Source organism: Marmoricola sp. RAF53 (assembly GCF_052114005.1).
Classification (GTDB): Bacteria; Actinomycetota; Actinomycetes; order Propionibacteriales; family Nocardioidaceae; genus Marmoricola.
On sequence record NZ_JBFRDX010000014.1, the window covers coordinates 25,889 to 47,219 of the forward strand.

Consider the following 21,331-nt stretch of genomic DNA (forward strand, 5'->3'; position numbering starts at 1 on the left):
TCTGCCCATGACCGGGTCGGCAGGGGAGGGTGACGAGCAGCTGTCGCTGCCCGGGATCGCTCGGGCCGAGGCGCGGCGGGCGAAACCGCCGGCGGCGATGAAGGCCGTCCCGGAGGCTGCCGTCGACCCGGTCGCCCAGGTGCTCGTCGACCTGCCGCTCGCGCACCTCGACCGGCCGTTCGACTACGCGGTCCCGGAGACGATGGCCGAGACCGCCGTGCCGGGGGCCCGGGTGAAGGTCCGGTTCGCCGGGCAGGACGTCGACGGGTTCGTGCTCGCGCGCTGCGCGACCAGTGACCACCCCGGGCGGCTGCAGCCGTTGCGGCGGGTGGTGAGCCCCGAGCCGGTGCTCCGGCCCGAGGTGGCCGCGCTCGTCGGCGAGGTCGCCGCCCGGTACGCCGGCACCCGGTCCGACGTGCTCCGCGTCGCGGTGCCCGCCCGGCACGCCACCACCGAGAAGCGCCCGTCCACCCCGGCCCCGCCGTGGACCACCGTCCCCGAGCCCGGCCGCTGGGCCGGCTACGAGGGCGGGGCCGCGTTCGTCGACGCGCTCGCCGCGGGTGACGCGCCGCGGGCGGTCTGGGGCGCGGGACCGGGGGACGACTGGGCCGCCCTCCTCGCCGAGGCGGTCGTCGCGACCGCAGCCTCCGGACGGGGAGCCCTGGTCTGCCTGCCGGACCGGCGCGACGTCGACCGCCTCGACGCCGCCCTGACCGCGCGGGTCGGTCCGGGCCAGCACGTCGTCCTGGTCGCCGACGCCGGGCCGGCGCGGCGCTACGCGGCCTTCCTCGCCGTCTCCCGCGGGGCGGTCCGGATCGTCATCGGTACCCGGGCGGCCGCCTTCGCCCCGGTGCGCGACCTCGGCCTGGTGGCGATCTGGGACGACGGTGACGACCTGTTCGCCGAGCCCCGGGCTCCCTATCCGCACACCCGCGAGGTGCTGCTGCTGCGCGCGCAGGCCGCGGGCACCGGGTGCCTGCTCGGCGCCCACGGTCGCAGCGTCGAGGCCGAGTACCTGCTGCGCAGCGGCTGGGCGACCCCGCTGGCGCTGCCGCGCGAGGAGCTGCGCCGCCGGGTGCGGGCCTCGGTCGCCGGGGACAGCGACGTGGCGCGGGAGCGCGGTGCCGCCAGCCGGGGCGCGCGGTTGCCGCAGGAGGCTTTCGAGGTGATCCGGACCGGTCTCGCCACCGGTCCGGTCCTGGTGCAGACCCCGCGGTCCGGCTACGCCACCCGGCTCGCCTGCGACCGCTGCCGCACCCCGGCGTCCTGCGGGGCCTGCCACGGGCCGCTGCGGGTCCCCGCCGCCGGTGCCGCGCCCGAGTGCGCCTGGTGCGCGACCACGGCGACGGGCTGGAGCTGTCCCGAGTGCGGCGGCCGCGGCCTGCGCGCCCCGGTGCTCGGGGACCGCCGCACCGCCGAGGAGCTCGGGCGGGCCTTCCCGTCCGTGCCGGTCCGGACCTCCTCGGGCGACCACGTGCTCGCCACCGTGCCCGACCGGCCCGCGCTGGTCGTGGCGACGCCGGGCGCCGAACCGGTCGCGACCGCCGGCTACGCGGCCGTGGTCCTGCTCGACACCTGGCTGCTGCTGGCCCGCTCCGACCTGCGCGCGGCCGAGGAGGCGCTGCGCCGGTGGAGCAACGCGGCCGCGCTGGTGGCACCGCCGACGGACGGCGCGGCCGCGCGGGTGCTCGCGGTGGGGGACCCGGCCCACCCGGCGCTGCAGGCACTGGTCCGCTGGGACGCCCCCGGCTTCGCCGCCCGGGAGATCACCGAACGGCAGGAGGCGCACCTGCCGCCGTCGTCGCGGGTGGCGACGCTGACAGCGGAACCGGACGTCCTGGAGGCCGCGGTCGCCGCGCTCCGGCTCCCGCCCGGGGCCGAGGTCCTCGGTCCGGTCCCTGCCCAGGACGAGGACGAGCGGCTGGTCGTCCGGGTCCCGCGCGCGGCCGGTGCCCAGCTCTCGGCCGCCCTGGTCGCGCTCCAGGCCCAGCGCTCGGCCCGCAAGGAGGCGCACGTGCGGGTGGAGGTCGACCCCGTGGCTCTGGGGTAGTGGCCCGGTCGCCCTAGACTTGCCCGGTCCCACGAGAAGGAGTTCGCGTTGCCCATCAGGCCGATCCGGTTGTTCGGCGATCCCGTGCTGCGCACCCCCGCCGCGCTGGTCACCGACTTCGACAAGGAGATCCGGTCGCTGGTCGCCGACCTGACCGACACCATGCTCGACGCCCCGGGGGCCGGCCTGGCCGCCCCGCAGATCGGGGTCGGCCTGCGGGTCTTCACCTGGAACGTCGACGGCGAGGTGGGGCACCTGATCAACCCCGAGCTCACCCTGTCGAGCGAGACCCAGGACGGGCCCGAGGGCTGCCTGTCGCTGCCCGACCTGACGCTGGACTGCATCCGGGCGCTCTCGGTCGTGGCCCGCGGCTTCAACATGTACGGCGACCCGGTCACGATCGCGGGCTCCGAGCTGCTCGCCCGCGCGATCCAGCACGAGACCGACCACCTCGACGGCATCCTCTTCATCGACCGGCTCGACCGCGAGGCCCGCAAGGCCGCGATGCGGACGATCCGCGAGTCCGAGTGGTTCGGAGCGGACACCCAGGTGCGGATCTCGCCGCACACCACCGGCGGGCTCGGGTTCTAGGAGGACACGTGAAGGTCGTCTTCGCCGGCACGCCCGAGGTGGCGCTGCCGTCCCTCGACGCGATCGTCGCCAGCAAGCACGAGGTCGTCGCCGTCGTCACCCGGCCGGACGCCCCGTCCGGTCGCGGTCGCAAGCTGGTCGCCTCCCCGGTCGCGCAGCGCGCGGAGGAGCTCGGCATCCCGGTGCTCAAGCCGGAGCACCCGCGGGACCCGGAGTTCCAGGCCGAGCTGAAGGCGCTGGAGCCGGACTGCTGCCCGGTGGTCGCCTACGGCGCGCTGCTGCCGCAGTCGGCGCTGGACATCCCGGTGCACGGCTGGGTGAACCTGCACTTCTCGGTGCTGCCGCACTGGCGGGGCGCGGCCCCGGTCCAGCACTCGATCTGGGCCGGCGACGAGGTGACCGGGGCGACGACGTTCCGGATCGTGCCGGCGCTGGACGCCGGGCCGACGTACGGCGTGATGACGCAGCTCATCCACGACGACGACACCGCGGGCACCCTGCTCGCCAAGCTCGCCGAGGGCGGTGCCGGCCTGCTGGTCGCGACCCTCGACGGCATCGAGGACGGCTCCCTGGAGGCACGTCCGCAGTCCTCCGAAGGCGTCTCGATCGCCCCGAAGATCCTGGTCGAGCACGCCCGGGTGGACTGGGAGGACCCGGCCCTCGGGGTCGACCGCCGGATCCGGGCGTGCACGCCCGGTCCGGGCGCGTGGACCACCTTCGGGGGCGAGCGGATGAAGGTCGGCCCGGTCCGGGTCGATGCCACCCACCCGCGACTCGCGCCGGGTGAGCTGGCCGTGTCGAAGAACGCCGTGCACGTCGGCACCGGGAGCGACCCGGTCCGGCTCGGCGAGGTGAAGCCGTTCGGCAAGAAGCAGATGGCCGCGGCGGACTGGGCCCGCGGGGTGCAGATCCTTCCCGGCACGGTGCTGGGGGACTGATGGCCACCGCCGAGCGATCGCGTCCGGCTGAGGCGGCCGACGTCGACGCGCTCTGCGCCGCGCTCCCGGAGACCTGGTTCGGCACCAGCTGGGGCGACGTGCCGACCTGGCTCGTCCCGCACCGGGTCCGCGACGGCGTCGACAAGGGCCGCGGCTTCCTGCTGTACCGCAAGCCGCACCACACCGCCGTCGACCCCGCGACCGGCGAACCGTACGACGACCTGCTGGTGATCAGGACGGCGAACGACGACGACAAGCGGGCGCTCGTCGAGGCCGACGGGCCGTTCTTCACCATCGACCACTTCCACGGCTACAACGCCGTCCTGGTCCGGCTCTCCCGCCTCGGCGAGATCACCCGCGGCGAGCTGGCCGAGGTGATCACCGACGCCTGGTGCGCGTGTGCGCCGAAGCGGCTGGTCAAGGCCTTCCTGGAGGAGCGTGGCTTCGAGGAGAACCGTGCCGAAGGTTGACCCGGCCCGGCTGGTCGCCTTCGACGTCCTCCGCGCCGTCGAGGAGAAGGACGCCTACGCCAACCTCGAGCTCTCCCGGCTGCTGCGCGAGCAGCGCCTCGACGGCCGCGACGCGGCGCTGGCGACCGAGCTCGTCAGCGGCACCCTGCGACTGCGCGGCAGCTACGACGACGTCCTCGACCGGCTGGTGAAGGGCGACCTGCAACCGCCGGTCCGCGACGCGCTCCGCCTCGGCGCCCACCAGCTGCTGTCGATGCGGGTGCCGACGCACGCGGCGGTCGCGACGACGGTCGACCTGGTGAAGTCCCGGATCGGGCACCGCCCCTCCGGCCTGGTCAACGCGGTGCTGCGGAAGGTCGCGGCCCAGCCGCTGGACGCCTGGCTCGACGGGCGACCGGTGCCGGCCCGGACCTCGCACCCCGCCTGGGTGGTCGACGCCCTCGCCGAGGCGCTCGACCGGCCCGCGGAGCTCGACGCGCTGCTCGCGGCGGACAACGCCCGTCCGGCGGTGACGCTGGTCGCCCGCCCGGGGCTCAGCACGCTTGCGGAGCTCGGCGGCGAGCCGCACCCGGTGTCGCCGTACGCGGTGGTGCTGGAGGGCGGCGACCCGGGTGCGCTCACGGCGGTCCGGGAGGGCCGCGCCGGCGTCCAGGACGCGGGCTCGCAGGCGGTCGCCCTGGTGCTCGCGCGGGCCGTGCTGGACGGGCCCGACGAGAACTGGTTGGACGTCTGCGCCGGCCCCGGCGGCAAGGCCGCCCTGCTGGCCGCGATCGCGGCCGAGCGCGGTGCGCGGCTGCTCGCCCACGAGCGGCAACCGCACCGAGCCGTCCTGGTCGCGCAGGGCGCCCGGGCGGCGTCGGCGGGCCTGGCCGGTGTGATCGCCGGTGACGGCACCCGCCCCGCCTTCCGGGAGAGCACCTTCGACCGGATCCTGGTCGACGCGCCGTGCAGCGGGCTCGGTGCGCTGCGCCGGCGGCCGGAGAGCCGGTGGCGACGCAAGCCGGAGGACGTCCCGGAGCTGGTCGGGCTCCAGACGAAGCTGCTCGGTGCCGCGGTCGGCGCGCTCCGGCCCGGGGGAGTCGTCCTCTACGCGACCTGCTCGCCGGTCGTGGCCGAGACCGCGGGCGTGGTCGCGGCGGTTCTGGGGGACCGGTCCGACGTCGAGCTCGTCCCGGCCCTCGACCTGCTTCCGGGCGTGGACGACGTGGAGTCCGCCCACCTCCCCGGGGCCCTCCAGCTCTGGCCCCACCGCCACGACACCGACGCGATGTTCCTCGCACTGCTGCGCCGGACCGGGTGATCCCGGCGGGCCGCGCGCCACTAGGATCGGCCCGTCATGGGAATCCAGATCACGCCGAGCGTCCTGAACGCCGACCTGTCACGTCTCGCGGACGAGGTCGCCCGCATCCCCAGCTCCGACTGGATCCACGTGGACGTGATGGACAACCACTTCGTCCCGAACCTGACCCTGGGCGTCCCCGTGCTCGAGTCCCTGGCCAAGGCGACCGACACGCCCCTGGACGCCCACCTGATGATCGCCGACCCGGACCGCTGGGCGCCGGCGTACGCCGAGGCGGGCGCCGGCTCGGTCACCTTCCACGCCGAGGCCGCGCACGCGCCGGTCCGGTTGGCCCGGGAGCTGCGGGCGAAGGGAGCGCGGGCGTCGATGGCGCTCAAGCCGGCCACCGGCATCGAGCAGTACGCCGACGTCCTCGGTGAGCTCGACATGCTGCTGATCATGACCGTCGAGCCCGGGTTCGGCGGCCAGAAGTTCCTCGACCTGTGCCTGCCGAAGATCCGCCGCGCCCGTGAGCTCATCTCGGCCGCCGGGCTCGAGGTGTGGCTCCAGGTCGACGGCGGCGTCTCGCTGGACACGATCGAGCGCTGCGCCGACGCCGGGGCGGACGTCTTCGTCGCCGGCTCCGCCGTGTTCTCGGCCGAGGACCCGGACGCGATGGTCGCCGAGCTCCGGAAGAAGGCCGAGGCCGCCAGCCCGCAGTGAGGCGTGAGTGGCCTCACAGAGGGAGGTGGTCCACAATCTGCGCGGATGTGGCAGGCTTGCCCCACGAGTCAAGTACTCGCGTGCTCTGGGATCGGTGTAATTCCGAGCCGGCGGTGACAGTCCGCGACCCGTTCACAGCCAGTGGGCGGTTGACCAGGTGAAATTCCTGGACCGACGGTGAAAGTCCGGATGGGAAGCAGCACGCTGGGTCGTCGGCGAACGGTCTTCCGGACGGTTCCCGCGCGACGACCTGTGCGCACCTCTCCCTGACCCTCCTCCGAGCCGCGAGCCGGATGGAGAGAGGTCGGGATGAGCAGCGAAGCCGGTTCCCTCGAGCGTGCGATGCGTCGCGCCCTCGACCTCGCCGCCACGCCCGGCGTCCCGCTCGGCCCCAACCCGCGGGTCGGCTGTGTCCTGCTGGCGCCCGACGGCACCGAGGTCGCCGAGGGTTTCCACCGCGGCGCCGGGACCCCGCACGCCGAGGCCGCCGCTCTCGCCGCTGCTGGGGACGCCGCCCGCGGCACCACCGCCGTGGTGACCCTCGAGCCCTGCAACCACACCGGCCGCACCGGACCGTGCGCCCAGGCGCTGATCGAGGCCGGAGTCAGCCGGGTCGTCTTCGCCCAGCCCGACCCCAACCCCGAGGCCGCCGGGGGAGCGCAGACCCTGCGGGCCGCCGGCGTCACCGTCGAGCTGGGCCTGCTGGAGCGCGAGGCTCGCCGGCTCAACCGCGCTTGGACCTTCGCCCACGAGCACGGCCGGCCGTTCGTCACCTGGAAGTTCGCCACCACTCTCGACGGGCGTAGCGGCGCCGCGGACGGCTCCAGCCGCTGGATCACCGGGGAGGCGGCACGCCGTGACGTGCACCGGCTGCGGGCGAGCTGCGACGCCATCCTGGTGGGCACCGGCACCGTCCTGCGCGACGACCCCGAGCTGACCGTCCGCGACGCGCTCGACCAGCCGCTCCCGCCCGAGCTCCAGCCGCTGCGGGTGATCATGGGGACCCGTGACGTCCCCGCGGACGGCCGCACCAGCAACGGCGCCGCCGAGACGCTGCACCTGCGCACCCACGAGCCGGTCGAGGTCCTGGCCGCCCTGCACGCCCGCGAGCGGCAGCACCTCTTCCTGGAGGGCGGGCCCACCGTCGCGGCCGCGTTCCTGGCGGCGGGCTGCATCGACGAGGTCGTCGCCTACGTCGCCCCGAAGCTGCTCGGCGCCGGACCGCACGCGGTCGGCGAGCTGGGCATCGGGAACATCGCCGACGCTCTGGACCTTGAGGTCGAGGACGTCAGCGTGCTCGGCCACGACGTCCGGATCACCGGACGCCCACGAGGAAGGAACTAGATGTTCACCGGCATTGTCGAAGAGCTCGGCACGGTCTCCGCGATCGAGCCGCTGCACGAGGCCGTCCGGCTCTCGGTGCAGGGACCGGAGGTCGCCAGCGACGCGCGCCCCGGCGACTCGATCGCGGTCAACGGCGTCTGCCTGACCGTGGTGACCAACAAGCGCGGCGTCTTCACCGCCGACGTGATGCTGCAGACCCTCGCGCACACCGCTCTCGGCGCGCTGCGCGTCGGCTCGCGGGTCAACCTGGAGCGGGCCGTCACGCCGGCGACCCGGCTCGGTGGGCACATCGTCCAGGGCCACGTCGACGGCACCGGCGAGATCCTCGCCCGCACCCCCAGCGAGCACTGGGAGTACGTCGACGTCTCGCTGCCGTTCGAGCTGAACCGCTACCTGGTCGACAAGGGCTCGATCACCGTCGACGGGATCAGCCTCACGGTGGCCGAGGTCGGCGCCGAGTCCTTCCGGGTCAGCCTGATCCCGGAGACCCTCGCCCGCACCACGCTGGGCTTCAAGCAACCCGGCGACCCCGTCAACCTGGAGGTGGACGTGATCGCGAAGTACGTCGAGAAGATGGTGACCCGATGAACGAGCCCCGCAGGAACCCTGCGAACCCCGAGATCGACCTGGGCGTGCACGCGCCCCAGCACGAGGGGATCCGCCTGGACAGCGTCGAGGAGGCGATCGCCGACATCGCCGCCGGCAAGGCCGTGGTGGTCGTCGACGACGAGGACCGCGAGAACGAGGGCGACATCATCTTCGCCGCGGCCAAGGCCACCCCGGAGCTGATGGCGTTCACCATCCGGCACTCCAGCGGCGTGATCTGCGTGCCGATGCCGGCGGACATGCTCGACCGCCTCGAGATCCCGCTGATGACGCCGCACAACAAGGACAAGCTCCGGACCGCCTACACCATCTCGGTCGACGCCCGCGACGGCGTCAGCACCGGCATCTCGGCCGCCGACCGGGCGCACACCGCGCGCGTGCTCGCGGACTCGGCGACCGAGCCGTGGGAGATCACCCGCCCCGGGCACGTCTTCCCGCTGCGCTACCGCGAAGGCGGTGTCCTGGTGCGGCGCGGGCACACCGAGGCGGCCGTCGACCTGGCGATGATGGCCGGCCTGACCCCGGCCGGCGTGCTGGTCGAGGTGGTCAACGACGACGGCACCATGAAGCGCGGCCCCGAGCTGCGTGCCTTCGCCGACGAGCACGGCCTGAAGATGATCTCGATCGAGCAGATGGTGCACTACCGGCGGCGCACCGAGTCCCACGTCGAGCGGGTCGCCGAGACGCACCTGCCGACGAAGTTCGGCGACTTCACCGCGTTCGGCTACCGGATCACGGTGGACCGCAGCGAGCACGTCGCCCTCGTGTACGGCGACCCCGCCGAGCTCAAGAGCGGCGACCCGGTGCTGACCCGGGTGCACAGCGAGTGCCTGACCGGCGACGTCTTCGGCTCGGCCCGCTGCGACTGCGGTCCCCAGCTCGAGGAGGCGCTGGAGCGCGTCGCCCAGGAGGGCCGCGGCGTGGTGATCTACCTGCGCGGCCACGAGGGCCGGGGGATCGGCCTGCTCGCCAAGCTGCAGGCCTACCAGCTCCAGGACGGCGGCCGCGACACGGTCGACGCGAACCTCGACCTCGGGCTGCCGGCCGACGCCCGGCACTACGGCGCGGCGACCCAGATCCTGCGCGACCTCGGCGTCCCGTCGGTCCGGCTGCTGACCAACAACCCGGACAAGACGGCCAGCCTGGCGTCGTACGGGATCCCGGTGACCGAGCAGGTCGGCCTCACCCCGCGGCCGAACGACCACAACATCGCCTACCTGCGCACCAAGCGCGACCGGATGGGGCACGACCTGCCCGGATTGTCCGACGGCCTGGCCGACAGCGTGACCGACGAGGCCACCACGACGGGAGAGAACGCATGAGTGGCGAGGGCCACCCCGAGGACCGGCCGTTCGACTGCCACGACTTCCGCGTCGCGGTGGTCGCGGCGAGCTGGCACGAGAAGGTCATGAACGGCCTGCTGGACAGCACCCTGGACGCACTCAAGCGCCACCAGGTCGAGTCCCCGGTGGTCGTCCGGGTGCCGGGCTCCTTCGAGCTCCCGGTCGTCGCGGACGCGCTGGCGAAGCAGGGCTTCGACGTGGTGATCGCGCTCGGCGTGATCATCCGCGGCGGTACCCCGCACTTCGAGTACGTCTCCTCGGCGGCCACCGACGGCCTCAACCGGGTTGCGCTCGACCACGGCGTCCCGATCGGCTTCGGCCTGCTCACCTGCGACGACGAGGAGCAGGCGCTCGACCGGGCCGGCCTGGAGGGCTCGAAGGAGGACAAGGGCTACGAGGCGACCAGCGCCGCGCTGCAGACCGCGGTCACGCTGCGCAAGATCCGCCGCCGCGAGCATCTCGGGACCTGACTCCCGGCGAAAACCGGTGTCACCGGCCCACTAGGCTGACCCCCGTGAAGACGTTCGAGGAGCTGTGGGCCGAGCTCAGCCACAAGGCCGAGACCCGCCCCGAGGGCTCCGGCACCGTCGCTGAGCTCGACGCCGGCGTGCACTTCATCGGCAAGAAGCTGGTCGAGGAGGCCGCCGAGTCCTGGATGGCGGCCGAGCACGAGGGCCATGAGCGGGCGGCCGAGGAGATCAGCCAGCTGCTGTACCACGCGCAGTGCCTGATGCTCGCCGCCGGAATCTCGCTCGACGACGTCTACTCGCACCTCTAGGACCTGACATGACCGCCAGCAACGGCACCGAAAGACTGCTCCGGATCGCGCTGCCCAACAAGGGCTCGCTCTCCACCTCGGCCTCGGAGATGCTCCGCGAGGCCGGCTACCGCCAGCGCTCGGACTCCAAGGAGCTGAGCCTGCTCGACGCCGCCAACGGCGTGGAGTTCTTCTACCTGCGCCCGCGCGACATCGCCCTGTACGTCGGCGAGGGCACCCTCGACATCGGCATCACCGGCCGGGACCTGCTGCACGACTCGGGCTCCAAGGCCGAGGAGTCGATGCAGCTCGGCTTCGGCCGTTCCCGGTTCCGCTTCGCCGCCCGCCCGGGCGTGCTGGCGAACCTCGACCAGCTCGCCGGCAAGCGGATCGCGACGTCGTACGTCGGGGTGGTGCGGACGTTCCTCGAGGAGCGCGGCATCGACGCCTCGGTGGTCCGGCTCGACGGCGCGGTGGAGACCAGCATCCAGCTCGGCGTCGCGGACGTGATCGCCGACGTCGTGGAGACCGGGAGCACGCTGAAGCAGGCGGGCCTCGAAGTCGTCGGCGACGTGATCCTGGAGTCCGAGGCGGTGCTGATCACCCGCAGCGGCGCCCAGGAGCCGGAGGGCTTCGAGATCTTCAAGCGGCGCCTCGACGGCGTGCTGGTGGCCCGGTCCTACCTGATGATGGACTACGACATCCCGGCCGAGAAGGTCGAGGCGGCTGTCGCGCTCACCCCCGGGCTGGAGTCGCCGACGGTGTCGCCGCTGCATCGCGAGGGCTGGGTCGCGGTCCGCTCGATGGTCCCGAGCGCGGGCGCCCAGCAGCTCATGGACGACCTCTACGGCATCGGCGCACGGGCGATCCTGCTCACCGACATCCACGCCTGCCGGCTCTGAGCCCGCCGAGTCCACGATGTCCCGCTCCTCGTCCCCGGTGACCCTGCCGCACACCTGGCGCCCGTTCGGCGCGCGGATGATGGGCACGGTCGCGGGTGCGATGGTGCTGATCCTGTTCCTCGCGGTGTGGATCGCCTGGGGTCCCGACGTCCGGGCCCGGTTCACGCCGTTCCAGAAGGGCACCCTGGTCTTCCTGGGCCTGATCGCGCTGGGCGTCTGGTACGCGTTGATGCGTTCCCGGGTGACGGCCACCGAGGCGGGTCTCACGGTCGTGAACGGCTACCGGACCCGCAGCTACGAGTGGTCCCAGGTGCTCGCGGTGAACCTGCGCCGCGGTGCGCCCTGGGCGGGGTTCGACCTCGCCGACGGGACCTCGATCTCGCTGATCGCGATCCAGGGCTCCGACGGGCAGCGGGCGATCAACGCGGTCCGGGAGCTGCGCCGGCTGGTCGAGGAGAACTCGCCGGTCGAGCGCGACGACTGATCAGCCCGTCCGGAAGGTGAGGTCGGCGCGCTCGCGGACCCGGTGGTCGCTGAAGTACCGGCGCTCGGCCTCGGCCCAGGGTGCCCACTGATCGCGGAAGTAGTCGCCGTCGCGCTCGAACGCCCGTAACCGGCGGGCCTCCGGGTCGGCGTCGAGGTAGACCAGCGTGCCGATCCACGGCTCGAGCGGCAGCGCGCCGGCACCGACGCCCTCCACCACGATCAGCGGGGCCGGCTCGACGGTGAGCACCTGGCCGGGCCGCTCGCGCAGCCAGTCCCACTCGCGGACTTGGCCGGTGCGCCCCGCGGCGAGCTCGCCGAGCAGGTCGACGAGGATCTCCGGGACCCGCGCCAGCCCGTCCCAGCCGGGGCAGTACTCGTCGGTGTGCAGCACCGTCGCGGGCGCGATCCGGGTCAGGTTCTGGGCGACCGTGGTCTTCCCGGAGCCCGACGGCCCGTCGATGCACACCAGCCGGGAGCCGCCCAGGAGCGGCTGCCTCGCCTGCAGGTGGTCGCGGATCTTGACCGGCGCCGTCACCGGACCCTCACCAGGCCTCTCACCAGACCCTCACCGGGCCTGTCACCAGGCACACCCCAGGCCCCGGTACGACGGCACCGACGCCGTGATCGTGTCCCCGGCGAGCAGGTGCACCGTGTTGGTGTGCTCGGCGACCTCGCCGGACTTCGCGTGCCGGAACCAGACCCAGTCGCCGATCCGCAGCGCGGCCGCACCGGGCCCGGTCAGCGGCGACTGGACCTCGCCGGCCCCCTCGAGACCGGTCAGGTGCAGCCCGCTCGGGGCCCACGGCGTGGGGATCCGGTCCTTGCCGGCGGGACCGCTGGCGATGAAGCCGCCGCCGGCGACAGTGGCGATCCCGGGGGAGGGACGCCGGACGACCGGGACGCCGAAGAACGCGGCCGGGCGCGGCCGGAAGCTCTCGTAGTGGTCGAACAGGGTCGGCACCAGCAGGCCGGAGCCGGCGGCGACCTCGGTGACGGCGGGGTCGGCCGCGGTGGCCTCGACGCTGCCCGAACCGCCGCCGTTCCAGAACTCGAGGTCGACGATCTCGCGGAGCCCGGCGGAGATCCGGCCGCGGCGCTCGACCAGCTGGGCCATCGAGGCGGACTTCAGCCGGCGTACGACCATCGACTTGGCCCGCTGGTGCGGCACGGTGTCCTGGACACCGGCGACCTGACCCTCGTAGGTCATCACCCCGACGAGCCGGAAGCCCGGGCGGGAGAGCACCTGCCGGGCGAAGGACAGCACCTCCGACGGGTCGTGCAGCGGACTCCGCTTGGGACCGACGTGGGAGCGGCCGAGCCGGAGCCCGGCGTCGACGTCGAGGGCGACCCGGACGACCACGTCGCCCGCCCCGGTGCGGCAGGCGTCCACCACGTCGAGCTGGGCCGGGTCGTCGACCATCAGGGTCACCGCGGCCAGCGCCTTGGGGCTCTCCAGCAACCCGCGCAGCGCGCCCCGGTCGACGGTCGGGTAGCCGAGGACGACGTCGTCGGTGACCTCGTTCTCGACCAGCCAGAGCGCCTCCCGCAGGCTGTAGCCGAGGACGCCCGCGAACCCCGGTCGGGACAGCGCCCGGCGGACGAGGTCGGGAACCCGCAGCGACTTGGACGCGACCCGGATCGGCGTGCCGCCGGCGCGCCGCAGCAGGTCCTCGGCGTTGGCGTCGAACGCATCCAGGTCGACCACGACCATCGGCGTGGCCGGGTCCTCCAGCTCGCCGACGGCCGCGCTCAGCCGGCGCCCCAGGCGCTCCCGCTCCGTGTCTGTCATGGGGGCCAGCCTACGGACGCGTGCACCCGCTTTGGGAGGATGCTCCCCGTGACCGGAGAACAGCACGGCGACCCGGACGTCGGCCCGGACGTCGCCCAGGACGTCGCCCAGGACGGGAGCCAGCACCTGGAGCGGGTCATCCCCGACCCCGGGTTCGCCGGCGACGAGGGCGACGCGGCCGCCGAGGTGACCGCCGCGCTGGCGGCGTACGCCGCGGACCCGGCGCAGTACCTGCCGGCGCTCGCTGCGCTGCAGTCCAGCCGGGTGCTGGTGCCGGTGCTCGCGGTGCTCGGCGAGGTCGAGTACGACGAGCAGGGCCTGGCCCACGACAAGACCAGCGACATGGCCACGGTGCTGATGACCGGCCGCGACGGGCGCACCGCGCTGCTGGCGTTCACCTCGATGACCTCGCTCCGCGCCTGGAACCCGGAGTCCCGCCCGGTGCCGGTGGTCGTCTCCCAGGCCGCCGCCTCCGCGGTCCAGGACGGTGCGGACGCGCTCCTGGTCGACGTGGCCGGGCCGGTGCTCTTCGCGGTCGAGGGCGAGGACCTGGTCTCGCTGGCGGCCGGCCACCTCCTCCGCCGCGTGGACGACGGCTGGGCGTGGACGCGCTCGATGTGACCTGAGCGCGATCACCCTGTAGTCTGTCCCGTGACCGATCGGGTGCTCCGGCATCCGGTCCGACAAGTGGAGGCCTCCTCCCACCCGCATCGACCGTCCTGCACCACAGGTCGTCGGGTCCGGTCCAGCGGAACGGCGCGTGCCGTCCTTCCGCTGATTCCAGGGGCTTCCGTGCGTCGGTACGGGAGCCCTTCTGCGATGAAGAGCCCCTGCCGGTCGGCCCAGTCACACGACCCAGGAGGACACATCAGCACCGAGCTGCGCATCAACGACAGGATCCGGGTACCCGAGGTCCGGCTCGTTGGACCCAACGGCGAGACGGTCGGCATCGTGCCGACCGACCAGGCTCTCAAGCTCGCCCAGGAGGCGGACCTCGACCTCGTCGAGATCGCTCCCCAGGGCCGGCCGCCGGTCTGCAAGCTCATGGACTACGGGAAGTTCAAGTACGAGAACGCCCAGAAGGCCCGTGAGGCTCGCCGGAACCAGACGAACGTCGTGATCAAGGAGATGAAGCTCCGTCCCAAGATCGACGCACACGACTACGAGACCAAGAAGGGTCACGTGGTCCGGTTCCTGCGCCAGGGCGACAAGGTCAAGATCACCATCATGTTCCGCGGCCGCGAGCAGCACCGACCCGAGCTCGGGTTCCGGCTGCTGCAGAAGCTGGCCGAGGACGTCAGCGAGCTGGGCTTCGTGGAGTCGTCGCCCAAGCAGGACGGCCGCAACATGATCATGGTGCTCGGACCGCACAAGAAGAAGGCCGAGGCCAAGGCCGAGGTGAAGGCCGAGAAGGTCGAGCGCGCCGCGGCGCGTGAGGCAGAGCAGGCCGAGGTGGAGGCGGAGATCAAGGCCGCGCACACCGGGCCCGCCGCCCAGAAGAAGGAGCGCAAGCGCTCCGAGAACCTCGATCCCGAGATCGAAGCCTGACCACCAGCGGGGAATGACCCGGGGCACGCCACAGCCGCCCCGGACCGTCACGGAAGAGAAAGTACGAAGATGCCGAAGAACAAGACGCACTCCGGTGCCAGCAAGCGGTTCCGCGTGACCGGGTCCGGCAAGATCCGCCGCCAGAAGGCCGGCATGCGCCACAACCTGGAGAAGAAGTCGTCGACCCTGACGCGCCGCCTCTCCGGTACGACCGAGGTCGCCAAGGCCGACGTCCCGCGCGCGAAGAAGCTGCTCGGTCTCTGACCGGTCCGAACCTGATCCGCTGGTCCTGACCGGCACGAAGACTTTCAAGGAGTAACACAACATGGCACGCGTCAAGCGGGCGGTAAACGCCCAGAAGAAGCGCCGGGTCGTCCTCGAGCGGGCGTCCGGCTACCGGGGTCAGCGCTCGCGCCTCTACCGCAAGGCGAAGGAGCAGGTCACCCACTCCCTCGTCTACAGCTACAACGACCGCCGCAAGAAGAAGGGCGAGTTCCGCAAGCTGTGGATCCAGCGGATCAACGCCGGTGCCCGTGCGCACGGCATGACCTACAACCGGTTCATCCAGGGCCTCGGCCTGGCCGGTGTCGAGGTCGACCGCAAGATCATCGCCGAGCTGGCCGTCAACGACGCGCCCGCCTTCGCCGCGCTGGTCGAGCTCGCCAAGGCCGCGCTGCCCGAGGACGTCAACGCCCCGGTCTCGGCCTGACCACCACTGCTCGTCGAGCCTCCGAGACGTCGTGACCGTTCTCACCAGCGGTAACCAGCGCGTCAAGGAGGCACGGAAGCTCAGCCGCCGCTCGGTCCGTACCGAGCGGCGGCTCTTCCTTGCCGAGGGCTGGAAGGCCGTCGCCGAGGCCGCCACCGTGCCCGGCTGCCTGGTCGAGGTCTTCGCGACCCCGGCGGCGGCCGAGGAGCACGCTGCGCTCCTGGGCGGGCTGCCGGACGTAGTCGTCCACCTCGTCGAGGAGCGCGCCGCCGAGTCCCTCTCCGGCGCGGTGTCCCCGCAGGGCCTGGTCGCCGTCTGCCGCTTCCTGGACCGCCCGCTCGAGGCGGTCCTGTCCGGCCGCACCGTGGTGATCTGCGCCGACGTGCGCGACCCCGGGAACGCCGGCACGATCATCCGGACCGCCGACGCTGCCGGTGCCGGCGCCGTCGTCCTGGCCGGTCACAGCGTCGACCCGTACAACGACAAGACCGTCCGCGCGACCGTCGGTTCGCTCTTCCACGTGCCGCTGTGCACCGAGGTGACCCCGGCCGAGGCGATCACGGCGGCACGGGCGGCCGGGTACACCGTCCTCGCCGCGGACGGCGGGGGAGAGGTCGACCTGTTCGCCGCCGACGACCTGCTCGCCGGGAAGGTCGCCTGGCTGTTCGGCAACGAGGCCTGGGGCCTCCCCGAGGACGTCGCCGCGCTCGCCGACCACCGGGTCGCCATCCCGGTCCTCGGCCGCGCCGAGAGCCTGAACCTGGCCACCGCGGCCGCGGTCTGCCTCTACGCCTCGGCCCGCGCCGGCGGACCGTCGACCTGAGCGGCCCGGGCGCCTACCCTGGAGAGGTGAGCGCGCCCGACTACCGTCAGCTGCCCGAGCCGGTCCGGCTCGAGGACACCATCGCGGCGGTCGACGTACGCGCGGTCCCGGACATCGAAGCCGGCCAGAACGTCGATCAGCGGATGGCGCTGCAGTACGCCGCCGGCTGATCGCCCTACGCTGAGCCCGTGACCGACGCCTACGGCTCGCAGGACCTCTTCGACGCGCTGCCCGACGGCGTGGTCGTCGCCGACGGCGACGGCACCGTGCGGCTCGTGAACGCGGTCGCGGCCCGGATGCTCGGTGACCAGGCCCGCCCCGGCGCGCACCTGGCCGACGCGATCGCGCTCCAGGACCAGGACGGCGCCGACTGGTACGCCGTCGTGCAGCCGCTCGCCGGGCTCCGCACCCGCACCGGCGTGCCGGAGCAGTCCTGGCTGCTGCCGGACGGCACCGAGGTGCTGGTGACCACCCGGCTCGACCGGGACGCCGACCGCGTCGGCGTACGCAGGGTCGCGCTGGTGATCCGCTCCGGCCGGGGGCGGGCCCGCCTGGACCGCGAGCGCTCGGACCTGGTCGCCACCGTCGCCCACGAGCTGCGTTCGCCGCTCACCGGGGTGAAGGGGTTCGTCACCACGCTGCTGAGCAAGTGGGACAAGCTCAACGACGACCAGAAGAAGCTGATGCTCACCACGGTGGCCGCCGACTCCGAGCGGCTGTCGCGGCTGATCACCGAGCTCCTCGACGTCGCCCGGATCGACACCGGCCGGCTGCCGCTCTACCCGCGCGACCTGGAGGTCGCACCGCTGGTCGACCGGATCGTCGACTCGGTCCGGGTCGGCACCAACCGAACGATCACGGTCTCGCACGCGTCCCGCTCCGCGACCGTCTTCGCGGACCCGGACAAGCTGGTCCAGGTGGTCACCAACCTCGTCGAGAACGCGGTCCGGCACGGCGAGGGCGTGGTCACCGTGGTGACGGAGCCGGGTCCGCTGGGCGTCCGGATCACCGTCGACGACGAGGGCGAGGGCATCCCCGAGGAGCTCCGTGCCCGGGTGTTCACGAAGTTCTGGAAGCACGGGGTCCGCGGCGGGTCCGGGCTCGGGATGTACATCGTGAACGGGCTGGTCCGCGTCCACGGCGGCGAGCTCGCCCTGCTCGACGCCCCGGGCGGCGGCGCCCGCGTGGTCCTGGACTGGCCGGAGACCGACCGCCGGCCGTAGGCGCCCGGCGAATACCCGTCGAGACCGGCCGACGCCGTCTCCTAGACTCATCCGCGGACCGGATCTCCCGGTCCGGTTCCCCGTTCCTCCGCGAAAGGCCGCCATGTCCGGACCGAACAGCTCCTACGACCCCGTGCAGGTGACACCGCTCGGGGAGGAGCAGGTCTTCGCGATGCGCGACGAGGCCCTCGCCGCGATCGCGGCCGCGGGCGACCTCGACGCGCTCAAGCAGGTCCGCAGCGAGCACGCCGGCGACCGCTCGCCGCTGGCGCTCGCCAACCGCGAGATCGGCGCGCTGCCGCCGCAGGCCAAGAAGGACGCCGGCATGCGCGTCGGCCAGGCCCGGGGCGCGGTCAACCAGGCGCTCGCCGCCCGCCAGGAGGTCCTCGACGCCGAGGCCGAGGAGCGGATGCTCGTCGAGGAGACCGTCGACGTCACGCTGCCCTGGGACCGCGCCGCCCGCGGCGCTCGGCACCCGATCACGACGATGTCCGAGCGGATCGCCGACATCTTCGTGGCGATGGGCTGGGAGGTGGCCGAAGGCCCGCTGGTCGAGGCCGAGTGGCTGAACTTCGACGCCCTCAACCTCGGTGCGGACCACCCGGCGCGGACCATGCAGGACACCTTCTGGACCGAGCCGGCCGAGAACCACGTGGTGCTGCGCACGCACACCTCGCCGGTGCAGGCGCGGACCATGCTGACCCGCACGCCTCCGATCTACGTGGTCTGCCCGGGGCGGGTCTTCCGGACCGACGAGTACGACGCCACGCACAGCCCGATGTTCCACCAGGTCGAGGGCCTCGTCGTCGACGAGGGCATCACGATGGCCCACCTCAAGGGCTCCCTGGACCACTTCGCCCAGCGGATCTTCGGCGAGGGGATCACGACCCGCTTCCGGCCGTCGTACTTCCCGTTCACCGAGCCCAGCGCCGAGGTGGACCTGGTCTGCTTCGTCTGCCGGGGCACCGGCACCGCGGACGACGGCGTCTGCCGCACCTGCCGCGGCGAGGGCTGGATCGAGTGGGGCGGCTGCGGCGTGGTGAACCCGCGCGTGCTCACCGCCTGCGGCGTGGACCCGGAGCGCTACACCGGGTTCGCCTTCGGCATGGGCATCGACCGCACCCTGATGTTCCGGCACGGCGTGGAGGACCTGCGCAGCTTCTTCGAGGGCGACGTCCGGTTCAGCCGGGCTTTCGGCACCGAGATCTGACCGCGCGCGACGACGAGAGCGAAGACACGATGAAGGCCCCTCTTTCCTGGATCCGCGAGTACGTCGACCTGCCGGCCGATGTGTCCGTGGAGGACCTCGCCGCCACGCTGACCGCGCTCGGGCTCAAGCTCGAGTCGCTGGAGAAGCCGGGCTCCGACATCACCGGCCCGCTGGTGGTCGGCCGCGTGCTCACCCAGGAGCCCGAGCCGCAGAAGAACGGCAAGACGATCAACTGGTGCACCGTCGACGTCGGTGACGCCAACGGCACCGGCGAACCGCAGGGCATCGTCTGCGGCGCGCACAACTTCGCGCCCGGCGACCTGGTCGTGGTCGCGCTCCCCGGCTCGGTGCTCCCGGGCGGGTTCGCGATCTCGGAGCGGAAGACCTACGGGCACCTGTCCGCGGGCATGATCTGCTCGGCGAAGGAGCTCGGCCTGGGTGAGGACGCCGCCGGGATCATGGTGCTCCCGGCCGAGGCCGGCGCCCCGGGCGACCCGGTGCGCGAGTTCCTGCACATCGACGACGACGTGATCGAGTTCGAGATCAACCCCGACCGCGCCTACGCGCTGTCGCTGCGCGGCGTGGCCCGCGAGGCCGCGCTCGGCACCGGGGGAGCGTTCTCCGACCCGGCGCTCCGGGAAGTCCCGACGCCGAACGCCGACGGCTACCCGGTGCTCGTCGACGACACCGAGGGCTGCCCCGTCTTCGTGGCCCGGACCGTCACCGGCTTCGACCCGAGCGCGCCGACCCCGCGCTGGATGGCCCGCCGGATCCAGCTCGCCGGGATGCGGCCGATCTCGCTGGCCGTCGACGTCACCAATTACGTGATGCTCGAGCTCGGCCACCCGATCCACGGGTACGACGCCGACCGGCTCACCGGCCCGATCCGGGTGCGCCGTGCGACCGAGGGTGAGCACCTGACCACGCTCGACGGCACCGACCGGGTGCTCTCGGCAGAGGACCTCGTCGTCACCGACGACTCCGGCCCGATCGGTCTGGGCGGCGTGATGGGCGGGGCCACCACCGAGATGACGTCGACGACGACCAACATCCTGGTCGAGGTCGCCTCCTGGAACCCGGTCTCGATGTTCCGCACCGGCAAGCGCCACAAGCTGAGCTCCGAGGCCGGCAAGCGCAACGAGCGCGGCGTCGACCCGACCATCCCCGAGGCCGCCGCCGACCGGGTGGTCGAGCTGCTCGTCGCCCACGGCGGCGCGACCGCGGCCCCGGGCGTCACCAAGGTCGGCGAGGCTCCGGCCCGGCCGACGATCCGGATGGCCGCCGACCTCCCGGGCCGGATCACCGGGATGGCGATCGAGCCCGCGATGGTCGTCGACAACCTGGTCGCGGTCGGCTGCGGTGTCGACGGCGTCGACGACCTGGTCGTCGTACCGCCGCCGTGGCGCCCGGACCTGACCGATCCGTTCGACCTGGTCGAGGAGGTCGCCCGGATCGTCGGCTACGACCAGGTGCCGTCGGTGCTGCCGCCGGCCCCCGCCGGGCGCGGGCTGACCCCGGAGCAGCAGCTGCGTCGCCGGGTCGGCCGCACGCTGGCCGGAGCCGGGTACGTCGAGGTGCTGACCTTCCCGTTCGTGGGGGCCGAGGCGTTCGACGCCCTGGAGCTGGACGCCGACGACAGCCGCCGGACCGCGCTGCGGCTGGCGAACCCGCTGTCCAGCGAGGCGCCGCTGATGACCACCACGCTGCTGCCCGGCCTGCTCGAGACGGTGGCCCGCAACATCGGCCGCGGTCACGCCGACCTGGCGCTCTTCGAGGTCGCCCCGGTGACACTGCCGCACGTCGGCGCGGTCGCTCCGATCCTGGGCGTCGACCGGCGTCCGACCGAGGCCGAGTGGGACGAGCTGAACGCGGCCCTCCCGGACCAGCCGCTGCACCTGGTGCTGGCGCTCGCCGGCGACCGGGAACCGGCCGGCTGGTGGGGCGCGGGCCGCCCGGTCAGCTGGGCCGACGCCGTCGAGGGCGTCCGCGAGGTCGCCGAGGCCCTCGGCGTCACCCTGGACGTCCGCTCCGGTGCGCGGGCGCCGTGGCACCCGGGGCGGTGCGCCGAGGTGCTGGTCGCGGGCGAGCCGATCGGGTACGCCGGCGAGCTGCACCCGCGGGTCTGCAAGCGCCTGGGCGTCCCCGCCCGGACGGCCGTCGCCGAGATCGACCTGTCGGCGCTGCTCGCGCACGCGGTCGCGGTCGTGCCGGCGCCGGTGTTCTCGACCTACCCGGTGGCGAAGGAGGACGTGGCGCTCGTCGTCGCGGCCGACGTCCCGGCCGAGGACCTGGCCCGGACGCTGCGCGAGGGCGCGGGCGCGCTCTGCGAGTCCGTCCGGCTGTTCGACGTGTACACCGGCGAGCAGATCGGGGCCGGCCAGAAGTCGCTGGCCTTCGCGCTGCGCTTCCGGGCCCCGGACCGGACCCTGACCGAGGCGGAGACGGCCGAGGCGCGCGACGCCGCGGTGGTGCTCGCGGCCGAGCGGCACGGGGCTGTGCAGCGCGCCTGACACGCTGGTCGAGGAGGTCGCGCTGCGATC

Annotated in this window: 24 protein-coding genes and 1 riboswitch; of the genes, 22 read left to right on the forward strand and 2 right to left on the reverse strand. The window is 73.4% G+C overall.

Annotation, left to right across the window (positions count from 1 at the left end; translation table 11 throughout):
• The first annotated feature begins 7 nt into the window (after positions 1-7).
• The 13 genes from AB4Y76_RS13475 (at position 8) to AB4Y76_RS13535 (ending at position 11,487) form a co-directional block, all read left to right on the forward strand.
• Positions 8-2,050 (forward strand): primosomal protein N', encoded by a 2,043-nt coding sequence (locus AB4Y76_RS13475; protein WP_441926062.1) that lies wholly within the window; start codon positions 8-10, stop codon positions 2,048-2,050.
• A 48-nt stretch (positions 2,051-2,098) separates the two neighbouring features.
• Entirely contained in the window at positions 2,099-2,641 is a 543-nt protein-coding gene (gene def, locus AB4Y76_RS13480) for a peptide deformylase (protein WP_441926064.1), read from the forward strand.
• An 8-nt stretch (positions 2,642-2,649) separates the two neighbouring features.
• Positions 2,650-3,579 (forward strand): methionyl-tRNA formyltransferase, encoded by a 930-nt coding sequence (gene fmt / locus AB4Y76_RS13485; RefSeq protein WP_441926065.1) that lies wholly within the window; start codon positions 2,650-2,652, stop codon positions 3,577-3,579.
• Positions 3,579-4,049, forward strand: coding sequence for a hypothetical protein (locus tag AB4Y76_RS13490; protein ID WP_441926067.1), 471 nt, complete (start codon positions 3,579-3,581; stop codon positions 4,047-4,049). Before fmt ends, AB4Y76_RS13490 begins: the two co-directional genes overlap by 1 nt.
• A complete protein-coding gene (locus AB4Y76_RS13495; RefSeq protein ID WP_441926069.1) occupies positions 4,036-5,349 on the forward strand; it encodes an RsmB/NOP family class I SAM-dependent RNA methyltransferase in 1,314 nt (437 codons plus the stop codon). Before AB4Y76_RS13490 ends, AB4Y76_RS13495 begins: the two co-directional genes overlap by 14 nt.
• A gap of 36 nt (positions 5,350-5,385) precedes the next feature.
• Positions 5,386-6,051 (forward strand): ribulose-phosphate 3-epimerase, encoded by a 666-nt coding sequence (rpe, locus tag AB4Y76_RS13500; RefSeq protein WP_441926071.1) that lies wholly within the window; start codon positions 5,386-5,388, stop codon positions 6,049-6,051.
• Between the two features lie 76 nt (positions 6,052-6,127).
• Positions 6,128-6,258: riboswitch (FMN riboswitch) on the forward strand.
• A gap of 102 nt (positions 6,259-6,360) precedes the next feature.
• Positions 6,361-7,395, forward strand: coding sequence for a bifunctional diaminohydroxyphosphoribosylaminopyrimidine deaminase/5-amino-6-(5-phosphoribosylamino)uracil reductase RibD (gene ribD / locus AB4Y76_RS13505; protein ID WP_441926073.1), 1,035 nt, complete (start codon positions 6,361-6,363; stop codon positions 7,393-7,395).
• Positions 7,396-7,983 carry a riboflavin synthase gene (locus AB4Y76_RS13510; protein ID WP_441926075.1) on the forward strand — a complete coding sequence of 196 codons (588 nt, stop codon included), beginning with the start codon at positions 7,396-7,398 and terminating at the stop codon, positions 7,981-7,983. It abuts the gene before it with no gap.
• Entirely contained in the window at positions 7,980-9,323 is a 1,344-nt protein-coding gene (locus AB4Y76_RS13515; protein WP_441926077.1) for a bifunctional 3,4-dihydroxy-2-butanone-4-phosphate synthase/GTP cyclohydrolase II, read from the forward strand. Before AB4Y76_RS13510 ends, AB4Y76_RS13515 begins: the two co-directional genes overlap by 4 nt.
• Complete coding sequence (gene ribH / locus AB4Y76_RS13520; protein ID WP_441926079.1) at positions 9,320-9,814, forward strand: 6,7-dimethyl-8-ribityllumazine synthase; 495 nt, start codon at positions 9,320-9,322, stop codon at positions 9,812-9,814. Before AB4Y76_RS13515 ends, ribH begins: the two co-directional genes overlap by 4 nt.
• A 44-nt stretch (positions 9,815-9,858) precedes the next feature.
• Entirely contained in the window at positions 9,859-10,122 is a 264-nt protein-coding gene (locus AB4Y76_RS13525) for a phosphoribosyl-ATP diphosphatase (protein ID WP_441926081.1), read from the forward strand.
• 8 nt (positions 10,123-10,130) lie between these two features.
• The gene (gene hisG / locus AB4Y76_RS13530; RefSeq protein ID WP_441926083.1) at positions 10,131-11,003 is read left to right on the forward strand and encodes an ATP phosphoribosyltransferase; all 873 of its coding nucleotides are present in this window, start codon (positions 10,131-10,133) and stop codon (positions 11,001-11,003) included.
• Between the two features lie 16 nt (positions 11,004-11,019).
• Positions 11,020-11,487, forward strand: a complete 468-nt coding sequence (locus AB4Y76_RS13535) for a PH domain-containing protein (protein ID WP_441926085.1) — start codon at positions 11,020-11,022, stop codon at positions 11,485-11,487.
• On the opposite strand, the gene AB4Y76_RS13540 is transcribed toward AB4Y76_RS13535, so the two are convergent.
• Together AB4Y76_RS13540 and AB4Y76_RS13545 are read right to left on the reverse strand one after the other, a co-directional pair.
• The gene (locus tag AB4Y76_RS13540) at positions 11,488-12,024 is read right to left on the reverse strand and encodes a 4-amino-4-deoxy-L-arabinose transferase (protein ID WP_441926087.1); all 537 of its coding nucleotides are present in this window, start codon (positions 12,022-12,024) and stop codon (positions 11,488-11,490) included. It lies immediately after the preceding gene.
• 42 nt (positions 12,025-12,066) lie between these two features.
• Positions 12,067-13,278, reverse strand: a complete 1,212-nt coding sequence (locus tag AB4Y76_RS13545) for an amino acid deaminase/aldolase (RefSeq protein ID WP_441926089.1) — start codon at positions 13,276-13,278, stop codon at positions 12,067-12,069.
• A 48-nt stretch (positions 13,279-13,326) separates the two neighbouring features.
• Between AB4Y76_RS13545 and AB4Y76_RS13550 the strand changes: the two genes are divergently transcribed.
• From AB4Y76_RS13550 to pheT, 9 genes are all read left to right on the forward strand, one after another.
• Positions 13,327-13,899, forward strand: coding sequence for an SseB family protein (locus AB4Y76_RS13550; protein WP_441926091.1), 573 nt, complete (start codon positions 13,327-13,329; stop codon positions 13,897-13,899).
• Positions 13,900-14,097: 198 nt separating this feature from the next.
• Positions 14,098-14,826: a translation initiation factor IF-3 gene (gene infC / locus AB4Y76_RS13555; RefSeq protein ID WP_441926093.1), complete on the forward strand. Its 729-nt coding sequence runs from the start codon at positions 14,098-14,100 to the stop codon at positions 14,824-14,826.
• A 69-nt stretch (positions 14,827-14,895) separates the two neighbouring features.
• Positions 14,896-15,090, forward strand: coding sequence for a 50S ribosomal protein L35 (rpmI, locus tag AB4Y76_RS13560; RefSeq protein WP_441926095.1), 195 nt, complete (start codon positions 14,896-14,898; stop codon positions 15,088-15,090).
• Between the two features lie 61 nt (positions 15,091-15,151).
• Positions 15,152-15,535 (forward strand): 50S ribosomal protein L20, encoded by a 384-nt coding sequence (gene rplT / locus AB4Y76_RS13565; RefSeq protein ID WP_441926097.1) that lies wholly within the window; start codon positions 15,152-15,154, stop codon positions 15,533-15,535.
• Positions 15,536-15,566: 31 nt separating this feature from the next.
• Entirely contained in the window at positions 15,567-16,358 is a 792-nt protein-coding gene (locus AB4Y76_RS13570; protein ID WP_441926099.1) for a TrmH family RNA methyltransferase, read from the forward strand.
• A gap of 26 nt (positions 16,359-16,384) precedes the next feature.
• Positions 16,385-16,528, forward strand: a complete 144-nt coding sequence (locus AB4Y76_RS13575) for a hypothetical protein (protein WP_441926101.1) — start codon at positions 16,385-16,387, stop codon at positions 16,526-16,528.
• 18 nt (positions 16,529-16,546) lie between these two features.
• Complete coding sequence (locus AB4Y76_RS13580) at positions 16,547-17,581, forward strand: sensor histidine kinase (RefSeq protein ID WP_441926103.1); 1,035 nt, start codon at positions 16,547-16,549, stop codon at positions 17,579-17,581.
• A gap of 103 nt (positions 17,582-17,684) precedes the next feature.
• Positions 17,685-18,791 carry a phenylalanine--tRNA ligase subunit alpha gene (gene pheS, locus AB4Y76_RS13585; protein ID WP_441926105.1) on the forward strand — a complete coding sequence of 369 codons (1,107 nt, stop codon included), beginning with the start codon at positions 17,685-17,687 and terminating at the stop codon, positions 18,789-18,791.
• A 29-nt stretch (positions 18,792-18,820) separates the two neighbouring features.
• The gene (gene pheT, locus AB4Y76_RS13590) at positions 18,821-21,301 is read left to right on the forward strand and encodes a phenylalanine--tRNA ligase subunit beta (protein WP_441926107.1); all 2,481 of its coding nucleotides are present in this window, start codon (positions 18,821-18,823) and stop codon (positions 21,299-21,301) included.
• Positions 21,302-21,331 lie beyond the last annotated feature (30 nt).